Raw genomic sequence first — 16,046 nt, 5'->3', positions numbered from 1 at the left:
ATCGGACGTGGGTCATCACGTCCAACCAGCGTGGGGCCGCTCCACACCAACCCGTTGATCGCATCCGGTCGCCGCACTAGCCACCCGAGGGTTGGGAGAACAGCGAAAGCTGTTGGTGGCCGCGGGCCAGGGCTGTGGGTGGGGTTCGGCGGGGGGTGGTGAGGGTGAGGAGGGTGCGGAGGGCCGCGATGACTTCCGCGGGGGTGTCGCGGATCATCGACGGGGTCGCGCTGACCACCAGGACTCCGTGGGACTCCAGGCGCAGCCGGCGCCGGAGCGTGGCGTGCCAGGCGTCGCGGGTGTATTGGTACTCCGCCGAGTCGATCTCCAGGGCCACGCCCTCGTCGGGCCAGTAGGCGTCCGGGGTGGCCAGGAAGTTGCCGTCCGGGGTGTAGAGGCGGGCGTTCCACAGGGGTGTGGGGAGGTCGGTCCCGGTGAGGACGTCGCGGGCGCGGGCCTCGGCGACCGAGCGGACCCCGGCGAGGAGTTCCGTCGCCGTCGCGCGGATCTCGGGGCGGGCCAGGAGGCGGGCGGCGCGGAGTTCGGCGTGCAGGTCGTGCGGGTGGCACCAGCCGGCCTGGACGACCTGGGCCAGTACCGAGCGGATCCGGTCGGGGTGGGCTGCGCGGGCGGCGAAGTCGGCGGCGGCCCTGACCGGGCGGGTGCTGGGGATGCCGGACACCGTGAGGGTGCGGGGCCAGCGGGTGGTGGGCCGGGGCCGGACCTGCGGGAGCGCGGCGAGGCGGCGCGGGGCGCGGATCACGATGTCGGCGGGGACGTCCGGGGCGTCGCGGATGCCGAGGAGGGCGAGGGCGGCGGCGCCAGTGAGGGCGGCCGTGTCGCCGGACAGCGGGTCCGCGGCGGGCTCGGCGGCGTACAGGACGGCGGCCAGGGCCCGTTGGCTGTGGTCCGGCGGGCCGGTCTGGAGGAGGTAGACCCGGGGCAGCAGGCGTTGCCAGGGGCCGCCGGGGCGGGTGCGGGAGGCGAGGGTGGTGCCGGGGATGCCGACGGTGGTGGTGAGCTGGTGGCGGGTGGCGAGGCCGAGCTGGCGACGGGCCACCGGTACGGGTTCCCTGAGCGTGATCATGGCCCCGGTATGCCCGTGCGGGCGGCGCTCTACCTGTCGCGGCCCGGGTGATCGGGGGACAGGAAGACGACCACGCCGCTCTCGGTGCCCGGCAGGGCGGACACCTCGTGCCAGCCGAGGCGGCGGTAGGTGGCCACCGTGTCCGTGGCCAGCCGTGAGGTCAGCAGCCAGGCCCGGCGCTGCGGGGCGTCCGCGGTGATCTCGGTGAGCAGGGCCCGGCCGGTGCCGTGGCCGCGCGCGTAGGCGCGTACGGCGAGTTCGTCTATCTCCAGCGCGCCGACGAGGAGTTCCCGGACCCGTTCCGCGCCGAGCTGGGCGGCGACCTGCGGGTAGGCGCGTGTGCGGGGGAAGGAGACGCCGGTCAGCCACGCGGTGGCGAAGCCGTCGATGCCGGTAGCGGACTGGGCGAAGGCCGTACGGAAACCGGGGCGCCGGACGTCCGCCTGGAGGCGCGTCGAGAACTGGCGAATGGTTTCTTCGCCTTCGTTCCAGGGTGGGGCGGAGAAGACGTCCGCGTAGGCGTCGACCAGCTCGTCCGCGAGGTCGAGGACGGCCCGTCCGTAAGAGATCACGCTGTTGGCTCCTGGGAGGAGTGGGGTGGGTGGGGGTGGTGAGTTGAGGGGGTTTCCTCCTGGAAGACCGAATCTACGCCCAAGAAGTTCCCGCTCCCGTGGGTGCGCAGAAACGGCGAGTGTGCGACAAATCGGCTGCGCGGCGTCCGTGTCGCGGATGAGGGTGGGGCGTTGAGCAGCCCGTGGACAGACTGCTGCGGGCGGCGGGCCGGTGCGCGCTCGCGTTCCTCCTCGTCCTCGGGATCGTGGCGCTGCTGCCGCGCACGGTGCGGGAGGCGGTGCCGGACGCCGTGGTCGGCGGGGCCGTGCTCCTGCTCGGGGCGGTGGGTGTCCGGCGGGCGTCGAGGGGCCCGCGTTAGCCTCGTAGGCGACCCATCGAATCATCGAATGATCGAATCAGCAGACAAGAAGAACGAGGGAGTTCGACATGGCGCGGGTACCGAGTTCCGTGGTGGCGGCCGCCGGCCTGGTCGGCGGCTACGCCGTCGCCCGCTGGACCAAGAAGCGGCCCCTGGGCGGCGTCGTGCTCGGCGCGGCCGGGCTCGTGGCCGGACGGGAATGGCACCGTCGGGGCGGCACCCCGGCGGCGGCCGGGCTGGGGGCGCTCTACCTGGCCGGCTTCGCGGGGGCGCACCCGCTGGCGAAGAAGGTCGGCGCCTGGCCGGCGGTCATCGGCGCGGCCGGGGTCGTCGCGGCGACGTCCTGGGCGGTCGCCGACCGCGGCTGACCCCGCGTACGGGTCGCCTGCGGCCGGCCTCATGGCGCGGGCGGCGACCGGCAGGCCGGGCAGGCCAGGTGTGCAGGCCGCGCAGGCCCGGAGGGTGGGCCGCGCAGTCGGGCCACGCCGGCAGGCCCGGAGGGTGGGCCGCGCAGTCGGGCCACGCCGGCAGGCCCGGAGGGTGGGTCGCAGGCGTGGGTCCGACCCCGCCGGTGGACACGGGGGACGGCGGGGCCGGGCCGCCGCCCGGGGCCGGTGGCGGTCGGAGGGGCCCGGGAGGGGTCAGGCGCCGAAGGCTCGGGAGATCGTGTAGATCAGGAGGCCCGCCAGGGCTCCGACCACCGTGCCGTTGATGCGGATGAACTGGAGGTCGCGGCCGATGTGGGCCTCGATCTTGCGGGAGGTGTGCTCCGCGTCCCAGCCCGCCACCGTGTCGGTGATCAGCGAGGTGATCTCGGCGCGGTAGGTCGTGACCACGTACACCACCGCCCCCTCGATCCAGCCCTCCAGCTTGTCCTGGAGCCGGCCGTCGGTCGCCAGCCGCGCCCCCAGGGACATCAGCGACGACCGCACCCGCAGCCGCAGCTCGCTCCGCTCGTCCTCCGCCGCCGAGATCATCATCGACCGGATCGCCGTCCACGCGGAGGCGATCACGTCCTGCACCTCGCCCCGCGCCAGGATCTCGGACTTGAGCCGCTCCACCCGCGCCCGCGTCGCGGTGTCGGACTGGAGGTCGGCCGCGAAGTCCGTCAGGAAGCGGTCCACCGCCCCCCGCGCCGGGTGGTTCGGCATGTCCCGCATCTCCGTGACGAAGCGCAGCAGCTCCTTGTACACGCGGTCGCCGATCTTGCGGTCCACGAAGCGCGGGGTCCAGCCGGGGGCGCCGCCCTGGACGGCGTCCATCACCGAGTCCCCGTGGGTGACGAGCCAGTCGTGGGCCTTCGCGCAGACGAGGTCGACGGCCCGGTGGTGGCCGCCGTCGGCGACGACCCGTTCCAGGGTCTTGCCGAGGCCCGGCGCGATCTCTGCGCTCTCGGCCCGCCGCGTGATCGCCTCCCCCACGACGGCCTGCACATCGGAGTCCCGCAGCACCGTCAGGGCCCCGCGCAGCGCCGTGGCGAGCTCGGCCGTGACCCGGTCGGCGTGCTCCGGCTCGGCCAGCCAGGCGCCGAGCCGGCCGCCGATCCCGAGCGAGTGCAGCCGGGCGCGCACCACGTCCGCGGAGAGGAAGTTCTCCCCGACGAACTCCCCGAGGGAGACACCGAGCTGGTCCTTCTTGGTCGGGATGATCGCGGTGTGCGGGATCGGCAGGCCGAGGGGCCGCCGGAACAGCGCCGTGACCGCGAACCAGTCGGCGAGGGCGCCGACCATGCCGGCCTCGGCGGCGGCCGCGACGTACCCGGCCCAGCCGCCCGCACCCCACGCGTGCTGGGCGTACTTGGCCAGCACGTACACCAGTGCGACCAGGACCAGCAGCCCCGTCGCAGTGGCCTTCATCCGGCGTACGCCGTGCCGCCGCTCCTCGTCCGCCGCGTTGAAGACGAACGCGCCGCGGGCCGGCGGGGGCGCCGCGCGCGCCCCCGTACGGACGCCGCCCGCGGTGTCACCCGCGCCGCCGTCACCGCCGCCGTCGCCGCTCTTCACGATGTCCACGCGCTCCTGCCTTCCCCCGGTGGCCGGTTTTGTCTGCATAGCATCCGACTCCCGGGAGGCCCGGGGAGTTCCCGGCGCGCCGTACGACGGCGGGTGCGGCACGTACGAAGGCTAGAGCTCCTTGCGCGGCTTGCCGCCGTCCAGCGGCTTCGAGCCCTTCGGCGCCTTGGTGCGGACCTCCACCCCGCCCCAGAAGGCCAGGCCGTTCACGATCACCCGCGGGGCGCCCGGCTGCGGCACGGTCTGGGTGCCGCTGTGGTCGAAGGCCCCCATGACGCCGATGCCCCGTACGTCGACCTGCACGCCCGGCGGGACCGTGATCTGGATGCCGCCCATGATCGCCACGCAGGTGATGACCACCTCGGGCTCCGCGAAGTCCGCCTCGCGCAGGTCGAGCTCACCGCCGCCCCAGACGGCCACCGCGTTGAAGCGCGCCGGGACGACCCAGCGGCCCTTGCGCTGGAACCCCGACATGACGGCGACCGCCGTGGACGAGGTCCCGGAGCCGCCGATCCGGCCCGGCCAGGCGGTCGCACCCGGCGCCGGAGCCGTCGCGGGGGCGGGGACGGCGCCGGGAAGCGCCGAGCCGGGTACGGGCGGCAGGTCGCGGGTCAGCGGTTCGAGCTCCACGTACGTCCGGGACTTGTACGCCGCCTCCAGCCGCTCCTCGAACTCCTCCATGTCGAGCCGGCCCTCGGCGACGGCGTCCCGCAGCCGCTCCACCACCCGTTCGCGGTCGGCGTCGGACGCCCTCATCGCGGGCACCGCCGCCTCGGGCGCCGCCTTCTCCAGTGAAGGCCTCTCCGACGAAGGCTTGTCCAGCGCCACCTTCTCCGCCGAGGGCTTGTCCAGCGATGGCTTCTCCGGCCGCTCGTCACTCATGTGGGCCACCCTATGCAGAGACGCGGCCCAGTTGAATGCCGCACCGGCCCCGGCTCCCCCCGCACCGGCCGATCACCCCCGCCCCGCGTAGATCCGCGCGATCACGTCCTCGATGTCCGGCTCCCGCACCGACAGGTCCAGCAGCGGGTACCGCCCCGCCACCTCCGCCACCAGCGGCGCCGCCGACACCCCCGCGGGGAACGCCAGCCACTGCCGGGCCCCCTCCACCTTCACCACCCGCGCCCCCGGCACCTCGACCGGCGCGAGCTCCCGCTCCAGGTCGACCACCAGCGTCCGCTCGCCCTCCCCCATCGCGTGCAGCCCGCCCAGCGCCCCGTCGTACATCAGACGCCCGTGGTCGATCACCATCACCCGCTCGCACAGCTGCTCGATGTCCTGGAGGTCGTGCGTGGTCAGCAGCACCGTGGTCCCGAGCTCCTCGTTCAGCTGCCGCAGGAAGCCCCGTACCTTCGCCTTGCTGACCACGTCCAGCCCGATCGTCGGCTCGTCCAGGTACAGCACCTCCGGATCGTGCAGCAGCGCCGCCGCGATGTCCCCGCGCATCCGCTGCCCGAGCGACAGTTGACGCACCGGCACGTCCAGCAACGCAGCCAGGTCCAGCTGCTCGACGCACCGCTCCATGTTCCGTGCGAACCGCGCCTCCGGGATCCGGTACATCCGCCGCATCAGCCCGTACGAGTCCTTCAGCGGCAGGTCCCACCACAGCGTGGTCCGCTGCCCGAACACCACCCCGATCCGGTGCGCGAGCCGCATCCGCTCCCGCGCCGGGTCGATGCCCGCGACGCGCAGCCGGCCGCCGCTCGGGGTGAGGATGCCCGTCAGCATCTTGATGGTGGTGGACTTCCCCGCGCCGTTGGGCCCGATGTAGCCGACCATCTCACCCCGGGCGACCTCGAAGCTGATCCCGTCGACGGCCCTGACCTGCCGTTTCTCCCGCCGCATCAGCCCCACCCGACGGCGTACGTCGAAAACCTTCTCGATCCCGTCCAACGAGATCAGCGGATCCGCCACGACTAGCTCCCCGTGCTTCGGTACGAACGGACACCCGCGCGCCACGCCAGCGACGCGGGCAGGAACAACAGGAAGGCCACCAGCGGACTCAGGAACGCGGTCCACTGCGGCAGCCCCAGCGGAACGGGCCGCCCCAGCACGTACAGCGCGGGCAGCCAGTTGACGAAGGCGAGCGGCACGACGAAGGTCACCCCGCGCAGCAGGTCCCGCCCGAACACCGTCGGCGGGTACTGGAGCATGGTGCAGCCCCCGTAGGTGAAGGAGTTCTGCACCTCCGCCGCGTCCCCCGCGATGAACTGGAACGCCGCGCCGGCCACCAGCACCGCCGCGAAGATCCCCGCCCCGGCCACCACCATCACCGGGACCAGCAGCACCTTCCCGGCCGTCCAGTCCACCTCCAGCGCGGAGATCCCCCAGGTCATCACCGCCAGCCCCTGCGTGATCCGCCCCAGCCGGCGCAGCGCGAAGCGGTCGGCCGCGACCTGCGCGAGGACCGGGACGGGACGCACCAGCATGGTGTCGAGGGAGCCGTCCCGGATCCGGAGCCCGATCCGGTCGGTGTTGCCGAGGAAGAGGTCGGCGAGGCCGAGGGAGACCGAGCAGGTCCCGTAGAGCAGGGCGATCTCGGGCAGCGTGAAACCGCCGAGGGCCTCGATGTGGGAGAACATCACGGCGATCGCGACGAAGTCGAGCAGGGAGATCACCGCGTTCCCGAAGGTGGCGAGGAGGAAGGACGCCCGGTACGTCATCGTCGACCGGATCCACATCGCCACGATGAGCCGGTAGCCGCGCAGCCCCTCGCGGGCCCGTCCGCGCCACGACACCACGTCCCGCACGCCCCGGGCATCGCGCACGTCCCGCACGTCCTGGGCATCGCGCACGTCCCGCACGCCCCCCGCGACACCGACCTCGACCTCGACCTCGGCCACCTCCCCCGGCACCCCCGCGACGTCAGCCACCCTGGATCACCACCTTCCGCGTCGCCGCCGACTGCACCAGCCGCCCCGCGCCCAGCAGTACGAGCGCCCACCCGGCCTGGAACCCCAGCGCCCGCGCCGCGCCGCCCGACCCCGCGTGCGTACCCAGCAGCACGTCCAGCGGGACCTGGAGCATCGCGGACCACGGCAGCAGCCGCACCAACTCGCCGAAGCCGCCCGGGAACACCGTCAGCGGCAGCAGCATCCCCGAGAAGAAGATCGTCACGACGGAGGCCATCATGTTGATCCCGGCGCCGTCCATCAGCCAGAAGGCGGCCAGCCCCAGCAGGTAGCGCACCGCGAAGCTGACGGTGAGGGCGAGGGCGACGGACACCGCGAACAGCAGCCAGCGCGCCGGATCGGCCGGCAGCGCCAGCCGGAAGGCGAGCGCGCCCGCCAGCAGGGGCAACACCCCCCGCCCCAGCAACTGGAAGGCGGCCCGCCCGAGGTCGGCCGCCAGCCACCACAGCTGGAGGTCCGCCGGACGGTAGAGGTCGACGGCGATGTCACCCGTACGGATCCGTTCCTGCACCTCTTCCTGGAAACCGCCGCCGAGCAACGAGGCCGCCGCCAGCATGGCCTGGCTGACCCAGACGAAGGTGAGCGCCTGCGCCTGGTCGTACCCGCCGAGGCCGGGACGCTCGTCCCACAGCGCGATGTACGTGTACGCGACGATGAAGCCGAAGACGGTGTTGGTGAAGACCCCGGCGGCCGTGGCCGTGCCGTAGGTGGCGTAACGCCGGAACCCGCCCGCCGCCACGGCCGCGTAGAGCCGCGGCCTGTGCCCTCCGCGACCACCGCCGCAGCCCCTGTCCGAGCCCCCTCCGGGGCCCTCCCTGACGCCCTCGCGCCGGGCCGCGCCGCGACCCGCTCTCTGACGCACCGTATCCCTCCGTTTCCCACGTCGTTCCTACGTCGGCCAAAGCGCGCGAGCTTAGTGCGGAGGGGCGAGCCACGCGACCGTTTTATGCCCGTCCGGAGCGGAATCAACGGCCATCGGGTAGACACACCATGAGGTACGGAAGTGGATGTTTCGCACGGTCACGAGGAGTCCCGGCGATGAGCGACCAGTCACCACCCCCGGGCTGGTCCCCTCGCGACCCGGACACCCCGCGGGAACCCCCCGGCGACGGCACCCGGGACGGCACGACCGGCACCCCGCCACCGACGGGCCGGCAACCGGCTCCCGCCGCGAACGGCGGCCGCCGGCGCACCGGATGGCGCCGCGCCCTGCCCACCTGGCGCATGCTCCTGGGCGGCCTCCTGCTGCTCGCCCTGCTCGTCGGCGGCGCCCTCGTGGCCGGCTACCTGCTGGTCGACATCCCGCCCGCCAACGCGGCCGCCACCGCGCAGTCCAACGTCTACCTCTACGCCGACGGCTCCCAGATCGCCCGGGACGGCGAGGTCAACCGCGTCAACGTCCCGCTCTCGCAGGTCCCCCGGAGCGTCCAGGAGGCCGTACTCGCCGCGGAGGACCGCGACTTCTACTCCGAACGGGCCGTGGACCCCAAGGCGATGCTGCGCGCCGCCTGGAACACCGCGACCGGCAAGGGCACCCAGTCCGGATCGACCATCACCCAGCAGTACGTGAAGAACTACTACCTGGGCCAGGAACAGACGTTGAAGCGCAAGGCCAAGGAGTTCTTCATCGCGATCAAACTCGGTCGTGAGAAGTCCAAGGACTACATCCTTGAGGGATACCTGAACACCAGCTACTTCGGCCGCAACGCCTACGGCATCCAGGCCGCCGCCCAGGCCTACTACGGCAAGGACGTCACCAAACTGACCGCCGCCGAGGGCGCCTACCTCGCCACCCTCCTCAACTCCCCCAGCGCCTTCGACGTCGTCTCGCACCCCCAGAGCCGCGACCGCGCCGTCGCCCGCTGGAACTACGTCCTCGACGGCATGGTCAAGAAGAAGTGGATGTCCCCCGCCGAGCGCGCCGCCGTCCGCTTCCCCGAGCCCGGGAAGGTCCGCCCGGCCGCCGGGCTGTCCGGACAGCGCGGCTACCTCGTGGAGGCCGTCAGGGACTACATCACCGAGCACGGGATCCTCGACGACAAGACCCTCGCCGAGGGCGGCTACCGGATCACCACCACCATCGACAAGCGGCGCCAGGGCGAGTTCGTCGACGCCGTCCAGAAGCAGATGGTCGACAAGCTCGACCCGGCGGCCCGGCCCGCGGACCGCCTGGTGCGCGCGGGCGGGGCCTCCATCGACCCGGCCACCGGCAAGGTCGTCGCCCTCTACGGCGGCATCGACTACACGAAGCAGTACGTCAACAACGCGACCCGGCACGACTACCAGGTGGCCTCCACCTTCAAGCCGTTCGTCTTCGCCTCCGCCGTCGAGAACGAATCCCGCACCCAGGACGGCCGCCGCATCACCCCGAACACCCTCTACAACGGCGACAACAAGCGCCCCGTGGTCGGCGGCCGGATCCGCTTCGCGCCCGAGAACGAGGGGCAGGTGTCGTACGGCCCGATCACCGTCAACACCGCCACCGACCTCTCCGTCAACACCGTGTACGCGCAGATGGCCGTCGACGTGGGCGGGGCCAAGGTCAAGTCGACCGCCATCGCCCTGGGCATCCCGGAGAACACCCCGAACTTCGACGCCGGCCCGGCCATCGCGCTGGGCACCATGCAGGCCAGCGTGCTGGACATGACGCAGGCGTACGCGACCCTCTCCGACCACGGGCGCCGCACCCCGTACACCTTCCTGGAGAAGATCACCAAGGGCGGCGAGAACATCCACCTCCCCGACCGCACCCCGACCCAGGCCATCAGCCGGGAGGCCGCCGACACGACCACCTCGATGCTGGTCAGCGTCGTGGACAACGGCACGGGCACGGCCGCCCTCGCGGCCGGCCATCCGGCCGCCGGAAAGACGGGCACGGCCGAGCAGGACCGCTCGGCGTGGTTCGCGGCGTACACCCCGGACCTGGTCACGGTCGTCTCGATGATGGGCCAGGACCCGGACACGGGCACCCTGCAGTCCCTCTACGGGGCCCTGGGCGAGGCCCGCATCGGGGGCGGCGGCTACCCGGCCCGGATCTGGGCGGCCTACACGAAGAAGGCCCTGGAGGCCACGGACCCGGTGGACTTCGACCTGGACCTCCAGCCGGGCGCGGCCCAGCCCCCGCCGCCCGTCGCACCGACCGCCCCGCAGCAGCCCCAGGGCAGCCGGCCGCCGACCGAGCCGAGCCCGCCGACGGACGGCGAGACGCAGGGCGGCCGGGACCAGGGCGGGCAGGCGCAAGGCGGCCAGAACCAGGGCGGGCAGACCCAGGGAGGCCAGGACCAGGGCGGGCAGACGCAAGGCGGCCAGAACCAGGGGGGCCAGACCCAGGGGGGCCAGACCCAGGGAGGCCAGACCACCGGAGGCCAGACCACCGGCGGCCAGGACCAAGGGGGCCAGACCACCGGCGGCCAGACCACCGGCGGCCAGACCCAGAGAGGCCAGACCACCGGAGGCGAGACGACCGGGGGCGACGCCACGGGCGGAGCGGCATTCCGCCGACGCCCCTCGGCCGATCTCCTGGAGTGACCCGGGTCAGTGCCCGGAGGTGGCCTTCAGCCCCACCACGGCGACCAGCAGCAGGCAGATGAAGAAGATCCGGGCGGCGGTGACCGGCTCCCCCAGCACCGCCATCCCGAGCACGGCCGCACCCGCGGCGCCGATGCCGACCCAGACGCCGTACGCCGTGCCGATGGGCAGGGTCTTGGCCGCGATGGACAGCAGCAGCATGCTGGCGACGATGCCGGCACCGGTGAACACGGACGGCCAGAGCCGGGTGAAGCCCTCGGTGAACTTCATCCCGATCGACCAGCCGACTTCGATGAGACCGGCGACGATCAGCAGAACCCATGCCATGACGAGGCACCTCCGGGACGAGAACGGAAAGGGGTGCGTCGTCTTTGCGTCCTTCAACCCGGTACGGCGCGTCTCGTCGGGGGAATTCCCCACCACCGTAACAAATGGGACCGAAAAGGGCCGGTGACCCCGGTCACCGGCCCTTCAGGAGTGGATCAGCGGCTCAGAGGTAGAGCCCGGTGGAGTCCTTGGACCCCTCCAGCCGCTCCGCCGCCACGGCGTGCAGGTCCCGCTCGCGCATCAGCACGTACGTCGCCCCGCGCACCTCGACCTCGGCCCGGTCCTCGGGGTCGTACAGGACCCGGTCACCCGGCTCCACGCTGCGTACGTTCTGCCCGACCGCGACCACCTCGGCCCAGGCGAGCCGCTTGCCCACCGCGGCCGTCGCCGGGATCAGGATGCCGCCGCCCGAGCGCCGCTCGCCCTCGGGCAGGTCGGACTTCACGAGCACGCGGTCGTGGAGCATGCGGATGGGCAGTTTGTCGTGGGTGGTGTTCTCGCTCACGCCCCGAACCTACCTGCCGCCGCACGCCCCGCACGCCGGAGGGTGCTCACCGCTTGCGCCGCGCCGTGGCGACGATCAGCCCGACGACACCGGCTGCGAAGAGCGCCACGGGCACGATCCGGTCCACCCGCGGTGAGCCGTCCTCGTCGCGCAGGCTGTCCTTCACGTCCGTGACCAGCCGGTTGACGGCGGCGAAGGCGCGCCCGGCCGTGTGGTCCACGGCCCCGACCGCCTTGGCCTTCGCGTCCCCGATGATCGTCTTCGGGTGCACGCGCACGCCGATCTCGTCGAGCATCTCGGCGAGCTGCTCGCGGCGGCGGACGATGTCCGCCTCGATCTGTGCGGGGGTCCTGGCTTCCGGCACCGCGCTGCCTCCGTCGTCGTGTCGTGCTCGTGGTCGTCTGGGGCGTACTCCGCCGTGGACAGTCTGTCAGCTTAGTCTCGTGGCGTACCGTTCCCCTCCCGAGGAGAAGACCCACCGATGAGCGAGCGACTCCAGCCGGGCGACACCGCCCCCGCCTTCACCCTGCCCGACGCGGACGGCAACGAGGTCTCGCTGGCCGCCCACAAGGGGCGCAAAGTGATCGTGTACTTCTACCCGGCGGCCCTGACCCCGGGCTGCACCAAGCAGGCCTGCGACTTCACCGACAACCTCTCCCTCCTGGCCGCCGCCGGCTACGACGTGATCGGCGTCTCCCCGGACAAGCCGGAGAAGCTCGCGAAGTTCCGCGAGCAGGAGCACCTGAAGGTCACCCTGGTCGGCGACCCGGAGAAGGAGACCCTGACGGCGTACGGCGCCTTCGGCGAGAAGAAGCTGTACGGCAAGACGGTGACCGGGGTCATCCGCTCCACGGTGGTCGTCGACGAGGAGGGCAAGGTCGAGCACGCCTTCTACAACGTCAAGGCGACGGGCCACGTAGCCAAGATCATCAAGGACCTGGGCATCTGATCCCTCCCGCACCGCAGAACGGTCCGCACCCAACCGGTGCGGACTGTTCCGCTTATCGGACGTAACCACCCCTGCGCCGATTCGTTGACCCGTACGAGCTGCGAACGTGCAGCCGGAACGGAGACCGACGGTGGCAGTGCGGTACACGCCGAAACTCCTCGAAGAGGCTGCCCGCTCGACGAAGAACTTCGACGACGCGGTCCGGTGGTGCGGCGGCACCCCGACACCGGGCTCAAGGCGCTACATACGCGCGAAGATGGTCGAGGTCGGCGTCGACTTCTCACACTTCCCCACGCGATGGGTGCGCCATACGGACGAACGGCTGCGGGAACTGGTCGAGACCTCGACGTCCGTCAGGGAAGTGGTCGCCCGGCTCGGCATCAGCCAAGTCGGAGGCAACCAGGCACACATCGGCCGACGCATAGCCGACCTGGACATCGACACCTCACACTTCCGGACCGCGCGGCAGCGACGCCCGCAGGGGGCCCCGGGCCCCGTACTCACGGTCAGGACGCCCGCGGACGGCCGGATCCCAGGAAAGCGACTGCGTCGGGCCCTCATCGAAAGCGGCAGGCCGCAGGAGTGCGCCGAATGCGGTGTCGGGGTGGAGTGGAACGGCAGACCCCTCAGCCACGAAGTGGATCACGTCAACGGTGACTGGTGGGACAACCGGCCGGACAACCTGCGACTCCTGTGCCCGAATTGCCATGCCGTGACGGACACGTACCGGGGACGGAAGCGGCGGCGAACCTCATGAGCGGCCCTCGGTACACACGTGAGCTGCTCGCCGCGAGCGCACCGGACGCCACCAGCCTCGTCGATCTCATGCGGCGCCTCGGCATCCCCCTCGAAAGCGGCCCCCGCACCTACCTGCGCAACCGGCTGGCCCACTACGGCATCGACACGTCGCACTTCGCCGACGATCCGCTTCCCGCCCGAATCCCGCAGTCCTACACGCGGGAGCGGCTGGCAGAAGCGGCCGCCCGTTCGCACACCGTCGCCGAGATGCTCGCCCACATCGGCGTCGTGCCCTACAGCGGTGTGTACGGCCACGTCCGGAAGAAACTCGATCGCTTCGGGATCGACACGTCCCACTTCACCCCCCGGTCATCCCGAGGAGAACTGTTCTTCTCGCGCGAAGAGATCACCCGCGCCGTCACCGGGTCCCGGAGCATGGCCGCAGTGATCCGAGCGCTCGGGGACGACGCCTCCAGCGGCGCGGCACGGACGAGGGCCATGCGGAGCATCAAGGAATACGGGCTGTCGACCGACCACTTCACGGGGCAGCGCCATGCCTCCGGACGCCCCTCCCCGACGCGCAGGCAGGCCGGAGACGTCCTGCGCCGCCTCGAAGCCGGTTCGGGACGGGAGAAGACCGCCGTGCTCCGCCGGGCCCTCGACGACCTCGGCGTGCCGAACGTGTGTGACGCATGCGGTCTCGGCAACAGGTGGCGCGGCCGGCGGCTCGTTCTGGAGATCGACCACGTCAACGGGGACCGGCTGGACAACCGGCGCGAGAACCTCCGCTACCTCTGCCCTTCGTGCCACAGCCAGACGAGAACGTTCGGCAGACGATCTCGCCGTACGACCCGTCGGCAGGCACAGTAAAGTAGCCGCGATGGGCCCGTACCCCAGCTGGCAAGAGGGCGCCGGTTTAGGTCCGGTGTGTCGTGGGTTCGAGTCCCACCGGGCCCACATTTCGAAGGCCCCGTACGCGGTATCCGCGTACGGGGCCTTCGAGGTTTCCAGCGGCGCTCAGCCCAGGAGTTCGCGGACCACCGGGATCAGGGCGCGGAAGGCCTGGCCGCGGTGGGAGATGGCGTTCTTCTCGGCCGCCGTCAGTTCCGCGCAGGTGCGGGACTCGCCCAGGGGCTGGAGGACCGGGTCGTAGCCGAAGCCGCCGTCGCCCGCCGGGGTGTGGCGCAGGGTGCCCAGGAGGCGGCCCTCGACGACGCGTTCGGTGCCGTCCGGCAGGGCCAGGGCGGCCGCGCAGAGGAAGTGGGCCGCGCGGTGCTCGTCGGCGATGTCGCCGAGCTGGGCGAGGAGGAGGTCGAGGTTGGCCTTGTCGTCGCCGTGGGTGCCGGCCCAGCGGGCGGAGAAGATGCCGGGGGCGCCGTTCAGGACGTCCACGCAGAGCCCGGAGTCGTCGGCGACGGCCGGCAGGCCGGTGGCGCGGGCCAGGGCGTGGGCCTTGAGGAGGGCGTTCTCGGCGAAGGTGACGCCGGTTTCCTTCACGTCCGGGATCTCCGGGTACGCGTCGGCCCCGACCAGCTCGAAGGGGAGGCCGGCCTCGGACAGGATCGCGTGGAGCTCGGTGACCTTGCCGGGGTTGCGGGTGGCCAGGACCAGGCGGCGGGGCGGCTGGGGAGACGTGGGCGTGGAAGTCATGCCCCCATTATTTCCGGCGGCCGCCCGGCCGTTTCCGGCGACCGCCCCCGGCGCCGATCGCCGCGCCCGGCTCCCGCCCGGCCGGCCCGGCCCGGGGTCCGCCCGGCTCAGCCCGGCTCAGCCCCGTGCCCGCCCGGCTCAGCCCGGGGTGCAGACCTTGGAGATCTCCTTGGCGGCGTCCGCGACGGGCCGGACGTCGGGGGCGGTGTTGCCGCTCTCCACGGAGGTGCGCACGTTCTTGACGGCGGTGGTCATGGAGTCGACGGCCTTGGAGAGGTCGGCGTTGCCCGTCGAGTCCTTGATCTGCTTGAGGTTCGTCTCGATCTGGGTGAGCGCGTTCTGGGTGTCCTGGACGCTGTTCCCGGCCTGGGAGACGGCCTGCTGGAGCTGGTCCACGCTGTTGGCTATGGCCACCGCCGTGTTGGCGCAGTCCATGGCGGTGGAGATGGCGTCGCAGGAGGACAGGGCCGGAACGGCCAGTACGGCGGTCAGTGCGACGGCGGCGAGGCGGTGCTTCGGCTTCATTCGGGTCCCCCCGGGGCTCGGATGCGTGGACGGGCGCACGGCTTCGACACCGTGCGCCCGTACCGGCGTAGACGCGTGCCCGCGTCCGGCGGTTCTACGGGAGCTGGAGCTCCAGGGCGCCGAGCTGGAGGGCCTCCAGGTCGGAGCAGCCGCCGGCGGCGAGGTCGAGGAGGGCGTTGAGCTCCTTGCGGTCGAAGGGCTCGCCCTCGGCGGTGCCCTGGACCTCGACGAAGCGGCCGTCGCCGGTGCAGACGACGTTCATGTCGGTCTCGGCGCGCACGTCCTCTTCGTAGCAGAGGTCGAGGAGCGGGACGCCGTCGACGATGCCGACGCTGACGGCGGCGACGGTGCCGGTGAGCGGCTTGCGGCCGGCCTTGATCAGCTTCTTCTTCTGGCCCCAGGCGATGGCGTCGGCGAGGGCGACGTAGGCGCCGGTGATGGCGGCGGTGCGGGTGCCGCCGTCGGCCTGCAGGACGTCGCAGTCCAGGACGATGGTGTTCTCGCCGAGGGCCTTGTAGTCGATCACGGCGCGCAGCGAGCGTCCGATGAGGCGGGAGATCTCGTGGGTGCGGCCGCCGATCTTGCCGCGGACGGATTCGCGGTCGCCGCGGGTGTTGGTGGAGCGGGGCAGCATCGAGTACTCGGAGGTGACCCAGCCCTCGCCGCTGCCCTTGCGCCAGCGCGGGACGCCTTCGGTGAAGGAGGCGGTGCAGAAGACCTTGGTGTCTCCGAAGGAGATGAGGACGGAGCCCTCGGCGTGCTTGCTCCATCCGCGTTCGATGGTGACCGGGCGGAGCTGTTCGGGCGTGCGGCCGTCGATGCGAGACATGCCTGTGAGCCTAGTCGGTGCGCGCGTACGCGAGGACCCCGTCCGCCGTGCGG

19 protein-coding genes, 1 tRNA gene and 1 riboswitch are annotated in these 16,046 nt (G+C 72.2%); of the genes, 7 read left to right on the top strand and 13 right to left on the bottom strand.

The features are described 5' to 3' along the window. Nucleotides 1-76: 76 nt before the first annotated feature. Nucleotides 77-1,087 (bottom strand): hypothetical protein, encoded by a 1,011-nt coding sequence (locus ACEPPI_RS03575; RefSeq protein ID WP_373913777.1) that lies wholly within the window; start codon nt 1,085-1,087, stop codon nt 77-79. Nucleotides 1,088-1,116: 29 nt separating this feature from the next. Further along, on the bottom strand, nt 1,117-1,659 hold the full coding sequence (locus ACEPPI_RS03570; protein ID WP_373913776.1) for a GNAT family N-acetyltransferase: 543 nt from the start codon (nt 1,657-1,659) through the stop codon (nt 1,117-1,119). A gap of 182 nt (nt 1,660-1,841) precedes the next feature. Here ACEPPI_RS03570 and ACEPPI_RS03565 point away from each other — a divergent pair, with 182 nt between their 5' ends. Next, nucleotides 1,842-2,018 carry a hypothetical protein gene (locus tag ACEPPI_RS03565; protein WP_373913775.1) on the top strand — a complete coding sequence of 59 codons (177 nt, stop codon included), beginning with the start codon at nt 1,842-1,844 and terminating at the stop codon, nt 2,016-2,018. Between the two features lie 68 nt (nt 2,019-2,086). Continuing rightward, nucleotides 2,087-2,386: a hypothetical protein gene (locus ACEPPI_RS03560; RefSeq protein WP_266839246.1), complete on the top strand. Its 300-nt coding sequence runs from the start codon at nt 2,087-2,089 to the stop codon at nt 2,384-2,386. Between the two features lie 273 nt (nt 2,387-2,659). Here the strand turns inward: ACEPPI_RS03560 and ACEPPI_RS03555 are convergent, their stop codons facing one another. From ACEPPI_RS03555 to ACEPPI_RS03535, 5 genes are all read right to left on the bottom strand, one after another. Beyond that, nucleotides 2,660-4,030 carry a DUF445 domain-containing protein gene (locus tag ACEPPI_RS03555; RefSeq protein WP_373913774.1) on the bottom strand — a complete coding sequence of 457 codons (1,371 nt, stop codon included), beginning with the start codon at nt 4,028-4,030 and terminating at the stop codon, nt 2,660-2,662. 111 nt (nt 4,031-4,141) lie between these two features. Further along, a complete protein-coding gene (locus tag ACEPPI_RS03550; RefSeq protein ID WP_373913773.1) occupies nt 4,142-4,912 on the bottom strand; it encodes a DUF1707 domain-containing protein in 771 nt (256 codons plus the stop codon). Nucleotides 4,913-4,984: 72 nt separating this feature from the next. After that, nucleotides 4,985-5,944 carry an ATP-binding cassette domain-containing protein gene (locus ACEPPI_RS03545; protein WP_373913772.1) on the bottom strand — a complete coding sequence of 320 codons (960 nt, stop codon included), beginning with the start codon at nt 5,942-5,944 and terminating at the stop codon, nt 4,985-4,987. A gap of 2 nt (nt 5,945-5,946) precedes the next feature. Then, on the bottom strand, nt 5,947-6,807 hold the full coding sequence (locus ACEPPI_RS03540) for an ABC transporter permease (RefSeq protein ID WP_373913840.1): 861 nt from the start codon (nt 6,805-6,807) through the stop codon (nt 5,947-5,949). 88 nt (nt 6,808-6,895) lie between these two features. Then, nucleotides 6,896-7,681 (bottom strand): ABC transporter permease, encoded by a 786-nt coding sequence (locus ACEPPI_RS03535; protein ID WP_373913839.1) that lies wholly within the window; start codon nt 7,679-7,681, stop codon nt 6,896-6,898. A gap of 299 nt (nt 7,682-7,980) precedes the next feature. On the opposite strand from ACEPPI_RS03535, the gene ACEPPI_RS03530 reads away from it, so the two are divergent. Then, nucleotides 7,981-10,470 carry a transglycosylase domain-containing protein gene (locus ACEPPI_RS03530; protein WP_373913771.1) on the top strand — a complete coding sequence of 830 codons (2,490 nt, stop codon included), beginning with the start codon at nt 7,981-7,983 and terminating at the stop codon, nt 10,468-10,470. 6 nt (nt 10,471-10,476) lie between these two features. Here the strand turns inward: ACEPPI_RS03530 and ACEPPI_RS03525 are convergent, their stop codons facing one another. From ACEPPI_RS03525 to ACEPPI_RS03515, 3 genes are all read right to left on the bottom strand, one after another. After that, a complete protein-coding gene (locus ACEPPI_RS03525) occupies nt 10,477-10,797 on the bottom strand; it encodes a multidrug efflux SMR transporter (protein ID WP_356217635.1) in 321 nt (106 codons plus the stop codon). A 32-nt stretch (nt 10,798-10,829) separates the two neighbouring features. Next, a riboswitch (guanidine-III (ykkC-III) riboswitch) is annotated at nt 10,830-10,904 on the bottom strand. 56 nt (nt 10,905-10,960) lie between these two features. Next, nucleotides 10,961-11,302 carry a co-chaperone GroES gene (locus ACEPPI_RS03520; protein WP_030239046.1) on the bottom strand — a complete coding sequence of 114 codons (342 nt, stop codon included), beginning with the start codon at nt 11,300-11,302 and terminating at the stop codon, nt 10,961-10,963. A gap of 46 nt (nt 11,303-11,348) precedes the next feature. Next, on the bottom strand, nt 11,349-11,666 hold the full coding sequence (locus tag ACEPPI_RS03515; RefSeq protein WP_373913770.1) for a DUF3618 domain-containing protein: 318 nt from the start codon (nt 11,664-11,666) through the stop codon (nt 11,349-11,351). A 117-nt stretch (nt 11,667-11,783) separates the two neighbouring features. On the opposite strand from ACEPPI_RS03515, the gene bcp reads away from it, so the two are divergent. The 4 genes from bcp (at nt 11,784) to ACEPPI_RS03495 (ending at nt 13,946) form a co-directional block, all read left to right on the top strand. Further along, nucleotides 11,784-12,251: a thioredoxin-dependent thiol peroxidase gene (gene bcp / locus ACEPPI_RS03510; RefSeq protein WP_030239052.1), complete on the top strand. Its 468-nt coding sequence runs from the start codon at nt 11,784-11,786 to the stop codon at nt 12,249-12,251. Between the two features lie 130 nt (nt 12,252-12,381). After that, nucleotides 12,382-13,008: an HNH endonuclease gene (locus tag ACEPPI_RS03505; protein ID WP_373913769.1), complete on the top strand. Its 627-nt coding sequence runs from the start codon at nt 12,382-12,384 to the stop codon at nt 13,006-13,008. Beyond that, nucleotides 13,005-13,859: an HNH endonuclease signature motif containing protein gene (locus tag ACEPPI_RS03500; protein WP_373913768.1), complete on the top strand. Its 855-nt coding sequence runs from the start codon at nt 13,005-13,007 to the stop codon at nt 13,857-13,859. The genes ACEPPI_RS03505 and ACEPPI_RS03500 overlap by 4 nt, the downstream gene beginning before the upstream one ends. 12 nt (nt 13,860-13,871) lie before the next feature. Beyond that, nucleotides 13,872-13,946, top strand: a tRNA-Leu gene (locus ACEPPI_RS03495). 60 nt (nt 13,947-14,006) lie between these two features. Here the strand turns inward: ACEPPI_RS03495 and rdgB are convergent. The 3 genes from rdgB to rph form a co-directional block, all read right to left on the bottom strand. After that, nucleotides 14,007-14,639 carry an RdgB/HAM1 family non-canonical purine NTP pyrophosphatase gene (gene rdgB / locus ACEPPI_RS03490; RefSeq protein WP_373913767.1) on the bottom strand — a complete coding sequence of 211 codons (633 nt, stop codon included), beginning with the start codon at nt 14,637-14,639 and terminating at the stop codon, nt 14,007-14,009. 138 nt (nt 14,640-14,777) lie between these two features. Next, a complete protein-coding gene (locus ACEPPI_RS03485; RefSeq protein WP_373913766.1) occupies nt 14,778-15,164 on the bottom strand; it encodes a hypothetical protein in 387 nt (128 codons plus the stop codon). 94 nt (nt 15,165-15,258) lie between these two features. Further along, nucleotides 15,259-15,993 carry a ribonuclease PH gene (gene rph / locus ACEPPI_RS03480; protein WP_373913765.1) on the bottom strand — a complete coding sequence of 245 codons (735 nt, stop codon included), beginning with the start codon at nt 15,991-15,993 and terminating at the stop codon, nt 15,259-15,261. Nucleotides 15,994-16,046 lie beyond the last annotated feature (53 nt).

Source organism: Streptomyces sp. AB3(2024) (assembly GCF_041862025.1).
In the GTDB taxonomy this organism is placed as follows: domain Bacteria; phylum Actinomycetota; class Actinomycetes; order Streptomycetales; family Streptomycetaceae; genus Streptomyces.
Note: the sequence above shows the minus strand (reverse complement) of the source record. Positions and strands in the feature narration are given on the sequence as shown.

Coding starts and splice junctions, on each gene's coding strand:
- ACEPPI_RS03575 (WP_373913777.1), bottom strand. CDS start 1,087: ATGATCACGCTCAGGGAACCCGTACCGGTGGCCCGTCGCCAGCTCGGC.
- ACEPPI_RS03560 (WP_266839246.1), top strand. CDS start 2,087: ATGGCGCGGGTACCGAGTTCCGTGGTGGCGGCCGCCGGCCTGGTCGGC.
- ACEPPI_RS03550 (WP_373913773.1), bottom strand. CDS start 4,912: ATGAGTGACGAGCGGCCGGAGAAGCCATCGCTGGACAAGCCCTCGGCG.
- ACEPPI_RS03530 (WP_373913771.1), top strand. CDS start 7,981: ATGAGCGACCAGTCACCACCCCCGGGCTGGTCCCCTCGCGACCCGGAC.
- ACEPPI_RS03525 (WP_356217635.1), bottom strand. CDS start 10,797: ATGGCATGGGTTCTGCTGATCGTCGCCGGTCTCATCGAAGTCGGCTGG.
- bcp (WP_030239052.1), top strand. CDS start 11,784: ATGAGCGAGCGACTCCAGCCGGGCGACACCGCCCCCGCCTTCACCCTG.
- ACEPPI_RS03500 (WP_373913768.1), top strand. CDS start 13,005: ATGAGCGGCCCTCGGTACACACGTGAGCTGCTCGCCGCGAGCGCACCG.
- rdgB (WP_373913767.1), bottom strand. CDS start 14,639: ATGACTTCCACGCCCACGTCTCCCCAGCCGCCCCGCCGCCTGGTCCTG.
- ACEPPI_RS03485 (WP_373913766.1), bottom strand. CDS start 15,164: ATGAAGCCGAAGCACCGCCTCGCCGCCGTCGCACTGACCGCCGTACTG.
- rph (WP_373913765.1), bottom strand. CDS start 15,993: ATGTCTCGCATCGACGGCCGCACGCCCGAACAGCTCCGCCCGGTCACC.